Consider the following 17,509-nt stretch of genomic DNA (forward strand, 5'->3'; position numbering starts at 1 on the left):
ACTGATAATGTCAGCGAATCAACCACAATTAAAACAAGGCAAAATGCTATTTACTAGTACTATCTGCTTTATCTTAACTATCGTAGCTGCTGGGATATTATTTCCAGAGCAGTTGTACAACGTAGGTATTGGAACCATGACTTATCTGACTGATACATTTGGTTGGATATACATGGCAGGCTCATTTTCCTACGTCATGATTATGTTTTTCTTTGCATTTAGTAAGTACGGTAATATCAAGTTTGGGCCAGATGATGCTAAACCAGAGTTTAGTACTTTCTCTTGGATTGGGATGTTGTTCTCAGCGGGTATGGGGACAGTAATGCTCTATTGGGGTGTTGCAGAGCCTGTTTATCACTATATGAACCCACTTTCTACTACAGGTATTGATCCACAAACTGCAGCCGCCGCGGAATTTGCAATGAAGCAAAGCTTTATTCACCAAGGGATTCAAGCTTGGGCTGCATTCTCTGTTGTTGGCCTTGTTCTTGGCTACTTGATGTTCCGTAAGAATGAGAGTGGCCTAATCAGTAATATCCTTATTCCTTGGGGGCGAGGGAAGGCAAACGGCAGCCTAGGGAAAATTGTAAACCTGATCTGTGTGTTTGGTGCTATTGCTGGTATTTCCACTTCTCTTGGGCAAACCGGTTTGTCGTTAGGCATTAGTTTCTCATACCTGTTCGGTACACCTGATGCTCCATGGGTTACTTTCTTGCTAGTGGGTGTGGTGGCATTTATTACAATCATATGCACAACAACTGGCTTGGAAAAAGGAATTAAGCTTTTATCTGACTATAATGCTTATTTATTAGTCGGCCTGATTGTTCTTGTCGCTATTGTTGGTCCTACGACCACTATGATTAATGTGTACTTTGATGCAATCGGTAATTATATGAATGATTTCTTCAAAGATGCGCTGATGTTACCAACATTTGCAGCAGAAGAAGAAGCTGGTTGGATTCGTGGCTGGCCTATCTACTACTATGCTTGGGCTATTGCTTGGGCACCATTTGTAGGTCCGTTTATTGCTCGTGTATCAAAGGGGCGAACTGTACGTGAGTTTGTACTTGGTTCAATGTTAATCCCTTGTGTCGGTATCTTCATCTGGGTTGCATTTTTCGGGACTATCGGTATTCAATCTGAGCCTGAGGTACTAAAAGCAGCTGCAGCATCATCAAAAGCAGCGACCTTTATCGTACTTCAAGATTATCCAATGGGTACGGTAATCTCAATTGGTGTAGTCATTGCTCTATTTACGTGCTTTATCACTTCGCTAAACAGCTCAACTTTTACACTAGCAAGTATGTGTGAAGACGGCTCTGACAATCCAAGCAACAAAATGAAAATCATCTGGGTTATTGCTCAGTGTGCAATGGCTTTAACACTAATGATGGCAACCAAGACAGGTATAGACATGCTACAAAGTATTAGCCTGATATTTGCTCTGCCATTGATGTTTGTACTCTTCTTATGTATCTGGAGTACTTTCAAGATGTTTCGTGCTGAGTTTGCTGATGAGCCCGAAATAGTTGAAGAGGCTGTAGAAGTAAATCTAGAAAACGCAGAGCAAACCATCTAAACACAGACTAGCGATAAAATAGACGCCCCTGAATTTTAATTAAGTTCAGGGGCTGATTATTAAAGAATATTGGAGAGGTTCCGATGGCTATTGAACAACAAGTTACAGAGTGGCGTCGTCATTTACATCAGCACCCAGAGTTTGGTACTGAAGAATTTAAAACATCTGAATTTGTAGCATCTAAACTGGAAGAGTTTGGTCTCACTGTGCATCGTGGGGTTGGCGGCACAGGCGTTGTGGGAATTTTAAAAAATGGCACAAGTGATCGTTCAATTGGTTTACGTGCTGATATGGATGCCTTGCGTATTCATGAAGAGAATACTTTTTGTCATGCTTCAAGGCATGATGGTGCAATGCATGCTTGTGGGCATGATGGCCATACCGCAATGCTTCTTGGTGCAGCCCATGAATTAGCTAAAACTCAAAGCTTTGATGGGACGGTATATTTTATTTTTCAACCCGATGAAGAGCGAGGTACTGGCGCTAAAGCTATGATCTCTGACGGGTTGTTTACTCGGTGGCATATGGATGCTATTTATGCAATGCATAACCTACCGGGCATTCCTGCTGGTGAATTTGTGACTCGGCCAAGTTCATTAATGGCGAGCGAAAGTAGTTTCGAAATTGTAATCAAAGCGACAGGCGGTCATGCTGCGATGCCACACATGGGAACTGATCCTATCGTAGTGGGAGCTCAGGTTGTAACAGCACTACAAACCATTGTTTCGCGCCATTTGAGTGCCATTGATGAAACGGCTGTGATATCAGTAACGAACTTTGTAACCAATGGAACGGTTAATGTGATCCCATCACAAGTCACTATTTCTGGTGATACTCGGAGTTTTACAGATCAGGCTTTGCACAAAATAGAGAAAGCGATTGAGCGTGTAGTGGTTGGTCAGTGTATGTCAGCAGGCGTTGATTACCAATACAATTTCAACAATAGTTTCTTGTCTACGATTAATTCGCCTGAAGAGACAGCTCACGCAGTGAAAGCAGCACAGACAGTTGTCGGTGAAGATAGTGTGAATGGAGCTTGTGAACGCTTCACCATCAGTGAGGATTTCTCGTTCATGCTGCGCGAAGTAAAAGGGTGTTATGTGTTAGTTGGGAATGGCGTTGGTGAATGTGGAGGCACTGCACTTCATAACCCACATTACGATTTCAACGATAATATCCTAGAATTCGGTGTTGGGTTCTGGAAGACGCTTGTAGAACAACAATTGTCGCAATAAGTAAATACCCTCGGGCATGCCTGAGGGCAAGGCGCTTCATGCCTCGGCTAGGAAATCGTAAGCTTTATTTTTTATTGAAACCTAAGCTGATAGCTAAGGGAATAAAACTTGGGCGTGATGCTTTGTTTGATTATCTCAGGGAAGAGCGATTACTCGTCAAGCCAAAGCGGAGTTACACCAAAACTACGAACAGCAGGCTCTGGATGAAAAAACATCCGAACTTACTAAAAGAAGTCGTTCCTTCAAAACCAGAAGAGGTACTGGTGAGCGACATCACTTATGTTCAGTCAGATGAAGGTGGTTCACTACTTGTCATTGGTTACCGATGCCTTCAGTCGTAAAATTATGGGGTATGAAGTCAGCAATGAAATGAGGCCACATCTCAGCCTAGGTATGAATACGCCAAATAAGATGCATGAAAAAAGCCAGCAACTTGCATTACTGGCTTACTAAAAATTGTCAACGTATTTTAGGACGAGACATTTCGTAAAATTTTAGAAGTCTATTTTTGATTAATCGCTCAGTAAAACAGACTTATATTCAGTCTCATACCGAAGCATGGCTCACGCAGTTCGGACGACTTTGTTAGCCAAAGCAATACAAGCCTTCTTAAAGCCAATACGGTCAATGATACTCCTTAACCAAGCATCCTTCTGAGTTTTGGGTTTTTCGGGTAGTCGACCCACATAAGACATTGCACCAAGATAGAGAAGAGATCGCAGTTCTTTGATGCCGCCATTTATCTATTCCAACCACACCTCTTCTGGTGGCACTACAGTTGACGAAAACACAGCGTCTTTAATGGCTATGAGTTATGCGCTTTCAAATTCAGGTGACATAGATGAATTTCATACAATGCTTGCTAATAATACTGATTTTAGTTCAGATAAAATCGAAAAAAATGCCGATAGTGTAGGTGTAGAAAATAAGACAGGTGTAACCAATAAACCAGACGGTGTAATACCGACAATAAAAGAGGCAGATCCAGAAACACTATCCACTCTAAAGTCAACTAATCAACCTAAATACACTAAAGATGGCATAAAAGAAATTGCTCAAACTAATGGTGCAGGGGTTCAAGCTGATTCAGATAAAAGCAAAATGGTACAAAAACAAAAAGCCGATGAAAAATTCGCACCTACTAATCAAGCTATAGACAAAGGAAAAGCTGAAATTCAAGAAAAAAGCGATCATATCATGGATGAAAAAATGGCTTACCAAGCAAAAGAAATGGGGGCTGCAATGTTAGATTGGGTAGGTCATAACCTTACAACAAGTCAACTAGCCGAACATTATCAGGGGTTCAAGGAAATGTTTGGTGGTGATGTTGCCGATGCTGTGTTTAATGACTACAAAGGAAAATACAATAATCCACTTCCAATTCAAGCACTACAGTCTATAGATGGTCAAGGTGTTAACTCTCAACCAGTAACACAAGAAGCAATCTTAGACAAATTTGACTCTAAGATTGAAGATGAACAAAAACAATCTGAGGTAGCTCAAAGAATGACTGATGATACATATCTCGACGCAGATAGCAGAGCTGTATATCAATCGCAAGCAGATAAGCACAGTGAAATGGCAGATGCCTTAGAAGCAGAAAAAATGAACGTGGTTAACAACCAACCATACACATTAAACCCTGAACTTGACTCCGATAAAGATGATCACCGTTCAGAACTCAAAGGGAAAATTATGTCCCTAAACGGCTTAAATGAAAAGCTAGACACCATTCAAGAAAACAACCCAACAATGGTTGGTGGCTATTATACCGACTTGCAGAATTCAAATAATGAAGCAATAGCATTTTATTCAGAGCAAATAGAAAATCTCGATAATGGAAAACCATACAGATTAGATATTAACGATGAACAAGCAAGCGGAAATACAGATATAGACGTTCCAACATTCATGCCCGAAGTTCAAGTGGCATCAACGAACAACGTTGAAACCGCAACTACTGAGCCTCAAGTGGCATCAACGAACAACGTTGAAACCGCAACTACTGAGCCTCAAGTGGCATCAACGAATAACGTTGAAATTAACAATGATAGTGATGATTTTTTAGAAACTGAACCAGATGATCATCTAGAAAACTTTAAACTCTCATAACAAAAAAAAGGGCTAATTCGAAGTAGCCCTTTTTTTAACAGATAAAATATTGTCTTTATTGGTAATAAGTAAACATTGATTTTGATTTATCAGGAGCGTTTATATATCCACTGTTATTTGACGATAACGGTGGTTCATCATTCATAAGTAAAGATTTTGTTTTTTTACTTTTTGTAGCAACTAGGGGTTTATTACTAACCGCCAGAAACACAAGATACGTCAACAATACTAAGATACCCATAACTTTCTCTTACGGTAAAAACCGAAGTAATGAACAGCACAACCAACAACCAGAACACCATCAATCAAGTTCCATTCGTAACCAGAAGATAGTGATACCATCGCCCACCAAACGCACCACATAAATAAAATAGCTTGCAAAAAACCTTTCAATGTTTCATTCATATCAAACCCTCAGCCTTTGAACTTAATAATATATTATCACGATTATTTAAACTCCAAAACACTAATAAAACCAAATCCAGATACCTAAAAAGACTATAAGTTGAACCTTTTAAAATCAATGAGAAAATAACAATCCCACATCTACATGGAAAATTTATGTTAAATATAAACACCTTACATTTGGTTAGCTGCTCTTTTTTTTTCTGAACTCAACACGCAAATAAACCATCAAGTTTCAACCAATTCTTTATTAGAACTAAAAACCATGATAGTTAGTACGATCTAACAGAGCTAAAAACCATAGTAATTAGACCTAACTAATAGAGCTAAAAACTATAGTTTTTTAAACTAACTAATAGAGCTAAAAACTAGGTTTTTTTGTTACTACTATTGTTAAATAGTGTTTTGACTAAAACTAATGGACTACTTAATGCTTTTGACTTTTGAGGTTTACCGATGGAAAAGATACGCGATGAAATTTATGCGGAAATTGACCGCATGTATGAGACAGCAATGACCATTCACCGTGGATGGATGAAAAAGGTCGCTAGGCGTGAATTGGATCGTGTTGGGGATGTAAAGTTAAATACTGAGAAAACAAACTATGAATTACGATTAGAATTTAGCGGTTCGTCGTTTGTAATAAGATGGAATAAAATATCATTCGTTAGAAATAACAATAAGCCTATTCGCTTAGTCAAAAGTATTGCTGTACCTGACAATGGCATTTATAAAGAAATAAATTTTAAAGAAGCGGAAAGTTGGGAGTTAGCGTTAATAATGCAAGCTGAATCAGCCCTAGCGCCAATCAGACAACAATTGAAACACTTAATGAAAGCGCACCGCTCGATTGTTTGGGCTTCCAAGGTGATTGGTAGCGATGAGATTGAGGTGAAATTAATGAACAGCAGAGTTGCCGTTCCAGATTATTCAATCAAAAAATTCAAAAACCAAATGATATAGGTACTGCACATATGGACGATGAAAACAGAACAATAGGTGATCATGACTTAACATTCGAAATGAATGCGATCATTGATGCAATTATTTCAGGCTTGAATGTAAAGGGGTTTGCTTATGCAGGAGCAGGAAAAAGCTCTCTTTTACGTGCAGTTGAAAAGTATCATGTAAACAAAACGGGTCTGTACATTTGCTACAACAAATCACTAGAGCAGGAAGCTAGAACATTATTCAAAGGGCATAGTGTTCACATTGCAACTTCCCATTCATTTGCACTGAACAGTTTCGATAAGCAAACCAGAAGTCGATTCATGTTGAAGATTAATGAGAAGCTTACATTTGATCATGTGGTTTCATTTGGACAAGTAGGGGCAGAGCATGAATACTTCCAGTTACTAGAGTTAAATAAAAATTGGAGAACGCTAGTACAGGTTGCTGAGTGTTTTATCTCAACAGCATCACAAAGCTTGAGCCGTATTCACCTAACACAGAAAACGCACAACCTAGTAAACCAACTTGTTAAAAAGAAAAGGTAACGCCATCCTCCAAAGAAAAAATGTACGAATGGATAATAAAGATTTGCCAAAACTTATCGCAAGCGATGTTAAATCCCGACTCTGAGTGTCCGGCAACGCATGACACCTACGTTAAATACTGGCAATTATCCAATCCTGAAATCAAATACGACTACATCATGTTTGATGAAGCGCAGGATGCAAACCCTGTACTTCTCTCTGTCATACTTAAACAAAAGTGTCAGCAGATATTTGTAGGTGATAAATACCAAAGCATCTATCAATTTAGAGGTGGCGTAAATGCAATGGACATTATCCCTTACGAGGCATTTCCACTAAGTAATTCATTTCGTTATGGGGAAAGCATAGGTCAGCTTGCAACAAAAATTTTGCAACACTCCGATCCAACAGTTAGCGTAGGCGGGGTAGGGTTCGATACAAAAATATACAAAGGGTCTGATTACAACGGAGGGGAAGCACTTCTTTACTTATCTCACACAAAGATAGATTTACTGGAACGATTAATCAGTTGCTATAAGCTAAAAGTACCTACAGTGTTCACTTCCAACAAAGCGGGATTCACACTTAGTAAAATTGAAACCATGTTAAACCTTGAGCAAGGTGAAAGTTCGACATTACCAATATTTCGAAAATATAAAAACTTACCTAAAATGCTCATTGGTGAGAAGGACTTAGAAACCCAAACGCTCGGTGAGTGGATAGAAACGGATAGAGAGAAAGTTAACACGCTCGTTAGTGCGCTTAAGTGGTCGTTGAATATTCCACCTAAGAACGCAATGATTCATTTATCTACAGCACATTTAAGCAAAGGTCTTGAGTATGACTGCGTAATGTTGGCTGATGATTTTTATTCAGTAGTAGCAAGCTTTCGTGATGGCAAGAAGTTAAATGAACCTGAATTAAATTTATTGTACGTTGCAATAACCCGTCCAAAGAAAACACTCATACTGCCGGATGAATTATACGAAGCGTTAGAAAAGAACGTTGCCTTTACTTTAGTTGAATACCAAGTAGCTGATTGTCTCTTAGATAATTTAGTGCCTGAACACTTGATAAAAATCGAACCCACTAAACCTAAGCGTTCAAAACCAACACCCGCAAAAGATACATCTAAGAAGAAAGAAATTGAGGTCGCTACAATTGTTCAAAACGAACCGACAGCGAAAGATGAATCAATTAAGAGTGACAAGCCAAGCGTTAAAGAACTGGATGCCTCTCTGGTAAGCCAAGATGATAAATCATCAGCAAACGAGAAAGTTAAAAATCACGATACAAAGTCAAAACCTATACCACCAAAATTATCAAGATAATTCTGATAGTCAGAAAAAAGTAAGCAATAAGAAACTGAAAGGAATAAATGTTGAAGTAGGCCGATGCAAAGAAACCGACAAACCTTTGTATTGGAGTCCAACCAATACGGCAGCGTTTCTTAACCCTAACATCGCGGTTATCGGTACAATGGGAACGCTTATATTTGATTATAAGTCCGACTACCAAGATAAAGAATTCATCAAAGAAACCAACAGCAAAGCGTTACCTCCAAACAACTTGCCTATAAATCCATTTTTATTATTCACGTACAACAGATTGTTCGTTGCAAACACAGCAAAGGTATTTGTTGACGGGAGCAGGGTCGAACATGGACTTCACAGATGATAATTCAAGAGAAAATGTGTTAGAGAAAAACAAAGAACGCATGGAAGAATTAAATGGTGATGCGGTTCGTCGTGTCGGTGATGAAGAGGAATGGAATAAGCAGCAATAGCTATTTTGGAAGTTAAAAATGCGCAGTAAAATAAACTTAAATTAAGAACACTCACGGATAAGAACATGACTAAAATAAAAATAGCATTAACGGTGGTTGCAGGGCTTTTACTTTCAGGATGCAGCTCTACGCCTCCTGAGTTGGTTAAAGGGCGTGACTTTGATACAAACTATAGCCATGCGTACAACATTGCTAATCAAACGGCTTTAACACGTAATGATAGTCCGTTGCGTGACTTTTCTAGTGATGAAATTGAACAAGTCAAAACAAACTTACGCGCAGGCAGTAATGGCGGTGATACCTCTTTAATGGTTGGTGCTCTTGTTATTGCAACGGGTAATCTTACTGGTGCTATAGATGTAGTCGGAGGTGCAGCGGGTCACTTAGCGTCAAGTGATCACATTGCAAGTAAGAATCAATGGTTTGTTGCGTTGGACGCATCAAACTTTAATGATGGACAAGAAGCAAAAAAATACGCAATAGATACAATAAATAATGCCATTATCGAAACAATAACAAGCGCGGGCAATACGCTTAAATCACAAAACGATACGGCAAGATATACAATAAATGGCAATAATTATCTGTTCGATTACATAGCAACTTCATTTGATGATACGAAAACACCACTATTAAAAGGTCATAGCTCCCTTGCTGACGGGGATTTACAATATATATCCGTTGATGAATTGCCAGTGTATGGTTTTAATTCCACCTCTTTTATTGATGGGAAAGTAAATGGTTACAAGGGTTTGTTGGGTTACGAACAATATCTATTGGATGTGACAAGCAAATTACCTAAAGGTTTTTATTTATACACACCATCATTTCCTGTGAGTTACAAAATGACACTTGATAGTGGTGATGATTGGAATTGTATTACATGTAAGTCAGTGAAGAAATTTACGCTATATCAAGTTGTTCCTGCCATTTACACTCAAGGTCAAAAGTTTGAGTTCATAAAACCGTAACAACGTTGGTTAAATCGCATACTTCAACAGCCGAGTTAATTCAAGCTCGGCTATTTTATTTGAACCAACGCGACCTTCCTTCCTAAGCACCGTTACGATAGTAAGTTACTGATTCAACTAAGATTTGAAAGATGATTTTCCATGATATTGTGTGTTTAATCTATTTAGTCGAGATAACACAATGAAAATAAAAAATATCCTCATGATTACTGCTTGGGTTTTGGTTAGCTATCAAGCCAAAGCTGCTGTAAGCGTCGCCAGTGATAATAATAACCACATCACACTCAATGTAAGCGAAACTTACCTCCTTGGTGATAACGACACGCTGACGCAAGCAAAAGACATAAATCTTGAGCAAGTAAAGAAAGAGGCGAGTGAATACGCAGGAACTTACGTTGAAAGTGAGCTAAAAGTATCAGGTAGCAATATTGCCAAGCAAGAAATTCGCGTCCTCACTGCGGGTTATCTAGAAGTGCTATCCGTCCAGAACAAGCGCAAGGTTAACGGGTCGGGCATTCTTACCTTAACGACTCAAGCCAAAATTCGAGTGTCGAAAGAATCGGTTCGTGACGGATTGGCTAAATTTAAAAGCGATCCTGAACGTAAAGCTAAAATCAAAAAGTTGGAAACAGACAATAACCGTTTGAGAAACGAGCTGCTTGCGCTGACAAAAAAAATCAACACTGGTACTTCCCGTCTTGATTTGGTTGAGGCGAGAGAAAAGGTACTGTCTGATTTGAACAGTAATCGACAAGCGACAAAGCAAGTGTTTGAGAAAGGCACATTATTTCAATTAGCGGTACTTGGTGGGAGCGATGGCGACCTTGCCAAAAAAGACATTGAAGAGAATGTGTTTGGTTACTTTCAACACGAAATCAAAGTGACACTAGGTACGCCTGAGTTCAAAAAGAACAATAACGGAAAGTACGATATTTTCGTTCCTGTTGAGTGGAATTTACCGAAAGCACCCGCTGAAAAAGTATTGAACAAGTATTTCAATATAGAAACTAATGTTGGGGGAACGCCTTACACTGTTGGCTTTGAGCAATATTACAATAAGGGAAACAAAATGAAGCGTCCCTTTTCTAGTGACTTGCAATCTGATATGCGAAAGAAATTCATAACAATCAAAGTAAACACAGGTTCACACTATGGTTATTTGCCTATTTCTAACGTTAACGGTTTCGGAAACAAATACTACACAATGCAATTTTCTAACGATTCTAAGAGAAATAGACTTGTTGGTTATAATTTTCGCAATCCAGTGGTTATTAAAGATGTGTCAGAGCTTGAACTTCAAAGCATAACGTCAATTGAATCAGAAGTTGTGGTGTTAAATTCATCAGACCTAAGAAGATGGAAATATGAGTAATAAACATATCGGGTACGCCTTGGCGGGAGTGATGATAGCCGCTCTAACGGTTTCATCTGCACCGCAAGAGGGGCTAGGTTGTGTGATTGCAACTGAGAATGAGTACGTGGATAGCATCACCGCAAAGGCAATCGCTAAGGGGCAGTTATCGCATGAGCTTGGCAGTGTAGTTACGGCTAACACCAAGCTTGAAACCATCACCTCCGAAAGCGAGAGTTCAATTAAAACCACCGACGTTCTAACGGAAGAAGTGACGCTTAAAAGTAAGCATCATATTGTTGGTATGCAAACTATTGAGTCAGGGTATATCTCTAAAAACGGTATAAAAAAATATTGCGTAAGAGTTGCCATTTAGGAAGCTTAAAAAGCCATGATACAACTAGTGCATCATCAAAATTAATTAGGATGCATCACTATGAACAAATTTATGTTAACCGCCATTGCAGCTACGCTTGTTCTATCTGGCTGCGCGACAACGCCGCCGACGAACGTTGAGATTGCAAAAGACCAACTACAAGCTGAAAACATCAAAAATGAACACGCTCAAAGCAAAGCTGAGGGTGTTATTAGCTCCATTCCATCTTGGGTATTAAATCCACCGAAAAATGACAGTACGGGCGTATATGCGATTGGCATTGGTGAAAGCCGCAAGCTCGATACTGCAATGAAAAAATCAAGCTTAAACGCTCAATTTGAACTGGCTAAATCGTTCGGTCAAGAAATGTCGGGTAACGAGCAAAGTTACACGAAAGATGAAGGCTACAAGGTATCAGAGCAATACAAACAACTTATTGACGGCATTGTTGATTCAGTCCCTATGACGGGCTACCAAACCATTGAGCACGAAGTTAAAACAATGGACGGCAAGTTTCTATCTTACCGCTTGATGAAGTTGAGCTACGAGCAAATCAATAATACGCTCAAACAGCAATACGAATCTAAAATCACCAACGAAGAAATGAAAGAGGCGTTCACTGAATTAGAGCGTCGTTTAGACAAGCGCAAAGCTACAAATGTTGAAACTGAACAACCAGAAACCAATAACACTCAAGCTGTTCAATCTGAACACGTTACACCAGTAGCAAAGGCAAAGGTTCAAAATAACACTCCCGCTATTAGGCGATACCTTGCAAGTTAACTTTCAGTCATGGGACTTACCTTATAGGTTATTCGTTGAACCAATATGAAAAGAACTGCATTATGGAAAGATGAAAGACGACAATTTGTAGTCTATTAAGCGCTATGAAAATCGTAAAATTTAGGGAAGAGTATGTTTGAACCGATTGCAGTAGAGATGGATGAATTACAACTAGCTGTGTCTTTACCAGAATTAGATTCTGTCGCACATGGCATATTGATCCCACTCGAAAACATTGCGAAGTCACCGTTGCTTATCTCTTCACTTGACGCTCTATTTATTTCAGGTTTATTCCCCGAACAAAGTCGTGAATTGACTCTTGCTTGTGAAGCTATTGGACTTGAGTTCATTACTTTCGAAAACCCTTCCAATGACTCAGATGCTATCAAAGACGTGGTTTTAAATATCACGGATAAGCTGTTTTCAAAAGAGATGCCCAACAATGTCGATATTGCTGATATTAGGAATCTGAAGCAATCTGCTGATTACTTGTTTGCTTTTAATAGTAAGTGCTCAGCTATAGATTTTATGGAAGCTCAAGGTTTGGGTATTGTTATCGGTGGTATTTACCTAGCTCATGGTCATACTGACTTAGAAGCGTATGAAGCTATAAATAAAGAGCTTAGTTACCATATTTCAGAGTTTGGTTTTCTTTGTTCTAGCTTTCATTCATCAGGACGTTCAGAGTGTTCAATTTTGCTTGGTATTAAGAGGTCTGGCGCGCAAGGTTAGATATTTTCATACAAGTTTTTTAAAATGCTTGTTTAAACACGTCGTTGTCCAGCTAAGAGCCAGGTTATTGCTCGATAGCAAATTTTTATTGAGCTACGATAGTTGGCATTTTCAAACACGAAAATGCCCCTTTATCGCTTAGATTAAATACTCATTCACATGCTGTTAATGCGTATTTTCCCTAACAAAACTTATCCGATAAATATCTCGTTATCATGCAGGTTGCCTTGTTTGTTGAATGTTCCTCTCCGTATTAATAATACGGGGAGAAAGTTATTATTCTAGTTACGAATTTTGTTAAAACCCCAAAATGGGAAATTAGCTTTCGCATTGCACTTACGTTACTGATTAATCTATATTATTCATTGAATTAAGAAAACTATAACGTCAAAAAAATAAAGGCTATTATCTATGACTACGCTTTATATTATTGGTAACGGATTCGACCTCCATCACCACTTGCCTACTAACTATGATGATTTTTATGGCTACGCAAGTGAAACCTTAAATGAGGTAGCTGATTATTATTTACTTGAATTTGATCGACCAAATCCTTGGCATGACTTTGAGAATGCACTAGGCCATTTTAATCCCGATGATTTTTTGGGCTTTCATAACATGGTTAACGTAAATGCAGAGAATTTCAGGCCAAGAGATATCTACGGTTTAGAAGATGAAATCGTTGAACAAACTCAATTACATGTCAGGGCAATAGAACAAGCTTTTTTTGAGTGGGTACACCAAATTAATATAGCTGCAGCAGAACCAATAGCAAACTTTCCTAGTGATGCTCGCTTTATTACCTTTAATTATACCTCGACGTTACAATCTACCTACTCGATTAGTGATGAACGGGTATTTCATATTCATGGTAGGGCTGACACAAATGATTCACTTATCTTTGGTCATGGGGAAGTGATTTCTGAACCTAGAGAGTTTGATGAAGATGGTGAGCCTGATGGTAGTATGTTTCTAGAAGCGGAAAGAGCCGCTAGATATCCATTACGCGCATTAAAGAAAGATGTTGGAGCAACTATTAGAAGGAACCAGCTTTACTTTGACTGTTTATCAGATATTTCTAAAGTAGTAGTAATTGGTCATTCATTGAGTCATATCGACTTACCATATTTTCAAGAAATTGTTAGTAAAACCAATAATGTAAATTGGCAGGTTTATTACCATTCTGAACATGAAACGATTTCTTTTCACAGTGCATTAACTAGCATTGGAATTTCTTCGCAAAGCATTGAATTTCTTTCTACTGAAACATTATGATCAGGGTATTAATATGAAACTATCTATGCCAGTAATAAAGTTAGACTCCATAAGTGGGTTTGACAGGGGTTATTGCAAAAAAATCAACTGTAAACATCCCCTAAAATAGGGGTATTCCGATTTAGAGTTCTTCCGTTTGAACTGAAACAAACGGAGAGCGCTGATGAAAAAATCACGCTATACAGAATCACAGATCAAATGGTCTTGGGCGACGATCGTGATGTAGTTAAATTGTCTCGATTAGCTGGGCAGGCTAGAGAGCTTGTTAACCAACTCGGACAAGGTAACGATCAGTTAGTGACCAGATCATTCAAAGTTCTCAGCCCTGATGGTGGATTCTATGACACTAATGTTCAACGGTTATTGGCTCAGTCTAGATTTTACTCGGTAGGTTTTCAGCTTAATCATTGCAGCGATGATTAAGCTATGCCTAGCTATCAATTGCTCACTAAGGTTTAATTTTTTTCTGATTCGGTATGGATTTTGGTTGAATTAAAAAGATGTAGTTTTTCGAGGGGACGAACTTAAAGTGTCACAAACTTACAAGGCAATATGGAAGTAAATGCCTTGTTCAAGTGTCCAAAATCTTCGCTCTGAGCATTTGAGGCGTTCTGATGACTGTTTCTGATAGTAAACTTTGCTATTTACCATAAAAGAATAATAAACACCTTACTGTTGATGCAGGTAGTGAAAGTTTTGGTCTCAGACCAAGACTAGCGTCAAATTTGACCTTGGCTTTTTGTTTTGAGATGATTTAGTTTTAAAATTAATGCGTATCTCAATGAAAATATTAGTTTTTTTATTGCTTTTATTAATACCACCATTAACTCATGCGGATTGGAGAGTTAATAACTGGGAAGGCTCTGGTAATGTGAAAAATGTTGAGTCTTACTCTCTATATAAAAACATCAAAGTTGTTATGGAGTGTAATGCTGGTTCTGCGAAAGCTACTCAGTTAACGATTGAACCATATTTAACCTATGACGAAGGTAGGTATGAAACCACAATTATGTCTTATCATGTCAATGATTTCTTGGGTAATAAGCTTGGAAAACCAAAATTTTCATCTTTTGATGTTGCATCTGGAAGTGAGCGATATCGTCATATATACATTTTTACCAACTCTGATCTCAGTAAGTTAAACGGCGAAGATGCTATGGGGTTTGAGGTGAAAACCTATATTGGAAAATCATCTGATTATCTAAATGTATGGTATTCATTAAATGGTTTTAAGCGTGCATATAAAACATTGAATTGCGATGGTTCATATTGAAAATAAACTATATGTGGAATGGTATATGAGCGACTATCAAAGGTTAGAAATTGAGAAAAGAAATGGTTGGTGTAAATACAACAACTTAAATCATTCATCGGAAGAAAAATTTAAAGGGGCAATGATCGTTATTTCTTGCCACTTTGAACGTTCTGTTAATGACCGTCCAGAAGGGCATATAAGTTTTAATGAATATGTGAGCAGTTGGTTGTCGGCTAATCAGAGCCACTTTCCAGAAGTAAGAGCAAAACTATTGAGAGAGTACCCACCATTGAATTCTTCACATTTAGAGTGTGGGACATCTTATTTACGATAACAGCACTTAATACGTACCTAAAGCAATCTTTTTGCTAGTGCGGCACTAGCTCTTCACAACTAGCTTTGCCATATCTGTAGTTATCCTTGAATTGCTAATTTAGAGTAAGTACTGACAAACTTATGTCCATAAGTTAGTTACGATGACATTATTTACATATAATTCAGGAAATAGATCATAGGTCTTGAATACATCGTTATAGCCTTTGGGTTGTGTAAGTCTAAGTTTAAATCCGTCAACAGTGTGATATAATTACAGTTATATCACACTGTTGAGATAGAGAGCCCAAGATGAGCACGCTAACCAAGTCACACAACAAGAAAAATCAAGTGACGCTGTCACATTTAAGATATCAGCAAGATGTGATCAATCAGTGGCAAGAACAGCAACATCAACTCAGTCGCTTTAAACTCAACTTTCCCGATCTCACCGACAGCTTTTCACCTGACTGGGACATGCTCCCTATAGCGCTCAAACACCTGAAGGCCTTTGAAGAAAACCGGGGAGGGTTAAGCACCAATACACTGAAAATGCTGGCTTTTGTGATCAGGAAGTGGGACGAGCATTGTAAAGTAGGCGACCTTTACTCCTTTCCTATTCACGCGCCGCTCTTGTTGACTTGGTTTAAAGCATTAAAACTCGAGAAACAAATAAAAATCAACACTTTAAAACAATATCGAGCGCAACTCAGCCTTTTTCACAAAATGATGGGCATAGAAGACATCACCAAAGATCCAATCCTCCAACATTTTTTTAAATCATTAGCAAAAGATGAAATGGAACTCACCGGCACTCAGGTGATCGAACTCCAAGCCAAACCTTTTCGTCGGGCTCATTTAGATAAATTAATGAGCCTGTGGGGCAATGACAAAGTCCCACTTCCTTACCGAGATCTCACCTTACTCACATTGGCTTACGGTACGCTACTTCGTGAGGGGGAAATTGGAAAAATCCGTAAAAAACACATTAAAATACTCGATAATGGAGACATCAACATTGAGCGGGTCACATCAAAAACGACGATTAGTCCTGAGCCTAAACGACTCACTCGTCAGTTTTCCACTATTGTGAAGCGATATTTAGCCACTTATTGCCAAGGACTTCAAGAAGACGACTTCATCTTCTGCTGGCTGACGCCAACAGGGGCGAGGCCCGCGGGCTACCGTCAAACCCCCATGTCAGGCATGACCGTGGATCGCATTTATCAACGAGCGCATAAAACGCTTCTTGTTGAGGGTGACATTGTCACGCAAAATGGAGCGCACCGAGAAGTGTGGAGTGGACACTCAAGCCGAGTTGGAGCCCTACAAGATGGGTACGCAGCAGGATTGACCTTAACTCAATTGATCCAGCTCGGTGACTGGAAGAGTAATGAAATGGTATTGCGCTATCTGCGAGGACTCAGTAATGACCAAAGCCCTAACTTATTGTTACAAGACTGAAAAGTAAAACAACGACTCTAAACGTCGTCATTTTAAGAAGCATACTTATTGGTTGACCAATCATTCTGCCAGTTCCTCAACAACTGGCAGAATGAGGGGGATGAGGTCCAACGGAACGAAAGTGGGTTGTGTCGCAAAGTTAGGGTGCGCACTAATTTGCCTGAGGCATAAATACTGTGCATTGAACCACAGTAGTCTAAGTCGGTATCCGGTTTTACTTCTTTGTATCCTCGCTCGATTAGGATGTCTTTTATTCTGCTTTTTAATTTGTAATATTCATGCATTTCCATATACCACATAGACATAATGACCCCCACGAGGTGCTAGCCTCCAATTTCGTGGGTTAGCTTAAAGCCAGAGCCATAATTAGTGTGTCAAACAGCTAAATTTGGAGACTA

19 protein-coding genes and 2 pseudogenes are annotated in these 17,509 nt (G+C 38.9%); 18 read left to right on the forward strand and 3 right to left on the reverse strand.

From position 1 onward, the window contains the following. Positions 1-7 precede the first annotated feature (7 nt). The 3 genes and pseudogenes from F0249_RS16835 to F0249_RS16845 form a co-directional block, all read left to right on the forward strand. A complete protein-coding gene (locus F0249_RS16835) occupies positions 8-1,579 on the forward strand; it encodes a BCCT family transporter (protein WP_171757250.1) in 1,572 nt (523 codons plus the stop codon). Positions 1,580-1,662: 83 nt separating this feature from the next. Further along, on the forward strand, positions 1,663-2,814 hold the full coding sequence (locus F0249_RS16840; protein WP_171757251.1) for a M20 aminoacylase family protein: 1,152 nt from the start codon (positions 1,663-1,665) through the stop codon (positions 2,812-2,814). A gap of 29 nt (positions 2,815-2,843) precedes the next feature. Then, a pseudogene (locus tag F0249_RS16845) lies at positions 2,844-3,267 on the forward strand (hypothetical protein); the annotation flags it as partial. 110 nt (positions 3,268-3,377) lie between these two features. Here the strand turns inward: F0249_RS16845 and F0249_RS20270 are convergent. Then, a pseudogene (locus F0249_RS20270) lies at positions 3,378-3,575 on the reverse strand (IS110 family transposase); the annotation flags it as partial. Between F0249_RS20270 and F0249_RS16850 the strand changes: the two are divergent. Beyond that, positions 3,544-4,926, forward strand: coding sequence for a hypothetical protein (locus tag F0249_RS16850; RefSeq protein ID WP_171757252.1), 1,383 nt, complete (start codon positions 3,544-3,546; stop codon positions 4,924-4,926). The pseudogene F0249_RS20270 and the gene F0249_RS16850 overlap by 32 nt on opposite strands. A 228-nt stretch (positions 4,927-5,154) precedes the next feature. Here the strand turns inward: F0249_RS16850 and F0249_RS16855 are convergent, their stop codons facing one another. Further along, positions 5,155-5,331 (reverse strand): hypothetical protein, encoded by a 177-nt coding sequence (locus tag F0249_RS16855; protein ID WP_171757253.1) that lies wholly within the window; start codon positions 5,329-5,331, stop codon positions 5,155-5,157. A gap of 456 nt (positions 5,332-5,787) precedes the next feature. Here F0249_RS16855 and mobI point away from each other — a divergent pair, with 456 nt between their 5' ends. The 14 genes from mobI to F0249_RS16920 all read left to right on the forward strand — a co-directional run bounded on the left by mobI (position 5,788) and on the right by F0249_RS16920 (position 17,111). After that, entirely contained in the window at positions 5,788-6,294 is a 507-nt protein-coding gene (mobI, locus tag F0249_RS16860) for a conjugative transfer protein MobI(A/C) (RefSeq protein ID WP_171757254.1), read from the forward strand. An 11-nt stretch (positions 6,295-6,305) separates the two neighbouring features. Beyond that, positions 6,306-6,827 carry a hypothetical protein gene (locus F0249_RS16865; protein ID WP_171757255.1) on the forward strand — a complete coding sequence of 174 codons (522 nt, stop codon included), beginning with the start codon at positions 6,306-6,308 and terminating at the stop codon, positions 6,825-6,827. 20 nt (positions 6,828-6,847) lie between these two features. Continuing rightward, positions 6,848-8,137 (forward strand): 3'-5' exonuclease, encoded by a 1,290-nt coding sequence (locus F0249_RS16870; RefSeq protein ID WP_171757256.1) that lies wholly within the window; start codon positions 6,848-6,850, stop codon positions 8,135-8,137. A gap of 329 nt (positions 8,138-8,466) precedes the next feature. After that, on the forward strand, positions 8,467-8,592 hold the full coding sequence (locus F0249_RS20370) for a hypothetical protein (RefSeq protein WP_301337562.1): 126 nt from the start codon (positions 8,467-8,469) through the stop codon (positions 8,590-8,592). A 65-nt stretch (positions 8,593-8,657) separates the two neighbouring features. Continuing rightward, positions 8,658-9,563: a hypothetical protein gene (locus F0249_RS16875; protein ID WP_171757257.1), complete on the forward strand. Its 906-nt coding sequence runs from the start codon at positions 8,658-8,660 to the stop codon at positions 9,561-9,563. Between the two features lie 181 nt (positions 9,564-9,744). Continuing rightward, on the forward strand, positions 9,745-10,935 hold the full coding sequence (locus F0249_RS16880; protein WP_171757258.1) for a hypothetical protein: 1,191 nt from the start codon (positions 9,745-9,747) through the stop codon (positions 10,933-10,935). Next, on the forward strand, positions 10,928-11,290 hold the full coding sequence (locus tag F0249_RS16885) for a hypothetical protein (RefSeq protein WP_171757259.1): 363 nt from the start codon (positions 10,928-10,930) through the stop codon (positions 11,288-11,290). Before F0249_RS16880 ends, F0249_RS16885 begins: the two co-directional genes overlap by 8 nt. 60 nt (positions 11,291-11,350) lie before the next feature. Then, positions 11,351-12,073, forward strand: a complete 723-nt coding sequence (locus tag F0249_RS16890) for a hypothetical protein (protein WP_171757260.1) — start codon at positions 11,351-11,353, stop codon at positions 12,071-12,073. Between the two features lie 132 nt (positions 12,074-12,205). Further along, entirely contained in the window at positions 12,206-12,805 is a 600-nt protein-coding gene (locus F0249_RS16895) for a hypothetical protein (RefSeq protein ID WP_171757261.1), read from the forward strand. Positions 12,806-13,216: 411 nt separating this feature from the next. After that, a complete protein-coding gene (locus tag F0249_RS16900; protein WP_171757262.1) occupies positions 13,217-14,080 on the forward strand; it encodes a bacteriophage abortive infection AbiH family protein in 864 nt (287 codons plus the stop codon). 198 nt (positions 14,081-14,278) lie between these two features. Then, positions 14,279-14,503, forward strand: a complete 225-nt coding sequence (locus F0249_RS16905) for a hypothetical protein (protein ID WP_171757263.1) — start codon at positions 14,279-14,281, stop codon at positions 14,501-14,503. A gap of 358 nt (positions 14,504-14,861) precedes the next feature. Continuing rightward, positions 14,862-15,353, forward strand: coding sequence for a hypothetical protein (locus tag F0249_RS16910; protein ID WP_171757264.1), 492 nt, complete (start codon positions 14,862-14,864; stop codon positions 15,351-15,353). Positions 15,354-15,378: 25 nt separating this feature from the next. Next, positions 15,379-15,669, forward strand: a complete 291-nt coding sequence (locus F0249_RS16915; protein ID WP_171388303.1) for a hypothetical protein — start codon at positions 15,379-15,381, stop codon at positions 15,667-15,669. 290 nt (positions 15,670-15,959) lie between these two features. Then, positions 15,960-17,111 (forward strand): tyrosine-type recombinase/integrase, encoded by a 1,152-nt coding sequence (locus F0249_RS16920; protein ID WP_171757265.1) that lies wholly within the window; start codon positions 15,960-15,962, stop codon positions 17,109-17,111. Positions 17,112-17,143: 32 nt separating this feature from the next. Here the strand turns inward: F0249_RS16920 and F0249_RS16925 are convergent, their stop codons facing one another. After that, positions 17,144-17,416: a hypothetical protein gene (locus F0249_RS16925; RefSeq protein WP_147239171.1), complete on the reverse strand. Its 273-nt coding sequence runs from the start codon at positions 17,414-17,416 to the stop codon at positions 17,144-17,146. Positions 17,417-17,509 lie beyond the last annotated feature (93 nt).

Source organism: Vibrio sp. 03-59-1 (assembly GCF_013114135.1).
GTDB lineage: Bacteria > Pseudomonadota > Gammaproteobacteria > Enterobacterales > Vibrionaceae > Vibrio > Vibrio cortegadensis.

What these genes read in the sequence shown, in the direction of transcription:
- mobI (WP_171757254.1), top strand. Translation starts at nt 5,788, where the DNA reads ATGGAAAAGATACGCGATGAAATTTATGCGGAAATTGACCGCATGTAT.
- F0249_RS16925 (WP_147239171.1), bottom strand. Translation starts at nt 17,416, where the DNA reads ATGTCTATGTGGTATATGGAAATGCATGAATATTACAAATTAAAAAGC.
- F0249_RS16850 (WP_171757252.1), top strand. Translation starts at nt 3,544, where the DNA reads ATGCCGCCATTTATCTATTCCAACCACACCTCTTCTGGTGGCACTACA.
- F0249_RS16875 (WP_171757257.1), top strand. Translation starts at nt 8,658, where the DNA reads ATGACTAAAATAAAAATAGCATTAACGGTGGTTGCAGGGCTTTTACTT.
- F0249_RS16840 (WP_171757251.1), top strand. Translation starts at nt 1,663, where the DNA reads ATGGCTATTGAACAACAAGTTACAGAGTGGCGTCGTCATTTACATCAG.
- F0249_RS16855 (WP_171757253.1), bottom strand. Translation starts at nt 5,331, where the DNA reads ATGAATGAAACATTGAAAGGTTTTTTGCAAGCTATTTTATTTATGTGG.
- F0249_RS16915 (WP_171388303.1), top strand. Translation starts at nt 15,379, where the DNA reads ATGAGCGACTATCAAAGGTTAGAAATTGAGAAAAGAAATGGTTGGTGT.
- F0249_RS16890 (WP_171757260.1), top strand. Translation starts at nt 11,351, where the DNA reads ATGAACAAATTTATGTTAACCGCCATTGCAGCTACGCTTGTTCTATCT.
- F0249_RS16895 (WP_171757261.1), top strand. Translation starts at nt 12,206, where the DNA reads ATGTTTGAACCGATTGCAGTAGAGATGGATGAATTACAACTAGCTGTG.
- F0249_RS16865 (WP_171757255.1), top strand. Translation starts at nt 6,306, where the DNA reads ATGGACGATGAAAACAGAACAATAGGTGATCATGACTTAACATTCGAA.
- F0249_RS16835 (WP_171757250.1), top strand. Translation starts at nt 8, where the DNA reads ATGTCAGCGAATCAACCACAATTAAAACAAGGCAAAATGCTATTTACT.
- F0249_RS16920 (WP_171757265.1), top strand. Translation starts at nt 15,960, where the DNA reads ATGAGCACGCTAACCAAGTCACACAACAAGAAAAATCAAGTGACGCTG.
- F0249_RS16885 (WP_171757259.1), top strand. Translation starts at nt 10,928, where the DNA reads ATGAGTAATAAACATATCGGGTACGCCTTGGCGGGAGTGATGATAGCC.
- F0249_RS16880 (WP_171757258.1), top strand. Translation starts at nt 9,745, where the DNA reads ATGAAAATAAAAAATATCCTCATGATTACTGCTTGGGTTTTGGTTAGC.
- F0249_RS20370 (WP_301337562.1), top strand. Translation starts at nt 8,467, where the DNA reads ATGGACTTCACAGATGATAATTCAAGAGAAAATGTGTTAGAGAAAAAC.
- F0249_RS16900 (WP_171757262.1), top strand. Translation starts at nt 13,217, where the DNA reads ATGACTACGCTTTATATTATTGGTAACGGATTCGACCTCCATCACCAC.
- F0249_RS16905 (WP_171757263.1), top strand. Translation starts at nt 14,279, where the DNA reads ATGGTCTTGGGCGACGATCGTGATGTAGTTAAATTGTCTCGATTAGCT.
- F0249_RS16870 (WP_171757256.1), top strand. Translation starts at nt 6,848, where the DNA reads ATGTACGAATGGATAATAAAGATTTGCCAAAACTTATCGCAAGCGATG.
- F0249_RS16910 (WP_171757264.1), top strand. Translation starts at nt 14,862, where the DNA reads ATGAAAATATTAGTTTTTTTATTGCTTTTATTAATACCACCATTAACT.